General features: G+C 29.2%; 2 protein-coding genes. One reads left to right on the top strand and one right to left on the bottom strand.

Features of this window, described 5'->3' with window-relative positions; all coding sequences use genetic code 11:
• The first annotated feature begins 32 nt into the window (after positions 1 to 32).
• On the top strand, positions 33 to 719 hold the full coding sequence (locus ACMOUI_RS08205) for a pseudouridine synthase (protein ID WP_418965240.1): 687 nt from the start codon (positions 33 to 35) through the stop codon (positions 717 to 719).
• A 258-nt stretch (positions 720 to 977) separates the two neighbouring features.
• Here ACMOUI_RS08205 and ACMOUI_RS08200 read toward each other — a convergent pair.
• On the bottom strand, positions 978 to 1,730 hold a 753-nt coding region (locus ACMOUI_RS08200; RefSeq protein ID WP_418965239.1), incomplete at its 5' end, for a lysine exporter LysO family protein.

Below are 1,730 nucleotides of genomic sequence, written 5' to 3'. Positions count from 1 at the left end.
CATATGTAAAATAAATTTTGTGAGGTTAAATTTTGAGGTTAGAAAAATATTTAGTTCAATGTGGAGTTGCTAGTAGAAAAAAGATTAAAGTAGCAATTGCCCAAGGAAGAGTTACTCTCAATGGTAAAGTTGAAGTTAATGATGCCACTGATGTTGAGTGGGAAGAGGATATTATCACCTTTGATGGAGTTATCCCTAAGAAAAAACAATTAAAATATTATATTATGTATAAAGTTGCTGGATATATAACCGCAATGGAAGATGAAAATAAAAAAACTGTAGCTGAACTTCTTCCTGAATATATTGATAAAAACTCTGTTTTCCCTGTAGGACGATTAGATCGTGATACTGAAGGAGTTCTACTCTTTACAAGCGATGGAGACTTGAGTCACGCTATGGCCCATCCAGATAAAAGTATGGAAAAAACATATTATGTTGAATTGGATAGAGAGATTTCTCAAGAGGATATTATCGCTTTAGAACAGGGAGTAGTTTTAGACACTAACTATACAGCACTTCCTAGTAAAGTGGAATATCTAGGTCCTAAAAGTATTCATTTGACTATTACAGAGGGAAAATATCATCAAGTAAAAAAAATGTTAAAAGCTGTCAAAAATAAAGTTATCTATCTTAAAAGGGTAAAGTTTGGTAATTTAACTCTCGATGGAATGATTCCTGGTGAAGTTAAAGAGATTAAAAGAGAGGATATTATTATTTAATATCCTCCTTTAGAAAAAAGCTAAAATTGAGACTAAAGAATATTTGTTATCAGTTTTTATTAATTTTTTAAACAGATTCTCTAATATTAAGCTGTTATTATTTATGACTCTCCAATAACTTCTAACTATTTTGTTTTTCTTCTAAAATTTTCATTAAAAAATTAGGTTGAATTAATAACACATCATTACATTTTTTTGAGAATAAAATATCTTCAATATTTCTCATGGCAACCTCCAACTGAATTTTTAAATTAAAAATTATAAAATTGATGACAATAACGGTAATAAAAATGGTATTATGAAAGTCAAAATAGTTCCAGTTATTAATGTAACTAACCCCAATCTAACACCAACAAACTTAGTTATAGGAATAAGCATAGCGTCCATGTTTCCTGCTGCGCCACCTGCGATGGGACTTCCTATACTAATTTTTATTAAAACCGGCATTAAAATTATTGTAAATAATTCCCGCATTATATTGACAACAAACCCATATGTTCCAACTTCTAATCCATACATTTCGACCATGAATGCCCCTGTAAGACTATAATAACTCATTCCACCTGCTGAAATTACAGAAATATATAGTGGTAAATTTAAAATTTTCCCCGCTAATATCCCGCCTATTATACTCCCTACAATAATTGCAATTGACAACCAGATTATTCTTAATCCTAGAATTTTTATAAAAATAAAAACTTCCTTTTCTACACCTTGAGATATTCCTACGCATACATATAAAATTATTAAAAATGATGTAAACATCTTCTCTACAACTAATGGATTAATATAATTTTGAAACACTATTCCGATTAAAAGTCCAATCGCTATACTTAATGGCATTATCCAAACTAATCCATTTTCTTTATCTTGAAAGTCACTATTCTTTTTTGATAAAATATCAATATTTTTTCCCATTAAATCTCTGTCTATTTTCTCCAGAGGTAAAATTGTCTTTTCACAGATTACTGTAAATACAATACTAAACCCAATAGCAAGAATAGATATAAC

The organism is Cetobacterium sp. (genome assembly GCF_048470075.1).
Lineage (GTDB): Bacteria > Fusobacteriota > Fusobacteriia > Fusobacteriales > Fusobacteriaceae > Cetobacterium_A.
This window is presented reverse-complemented; position numbering and strand designations above follow the sequence as displayed.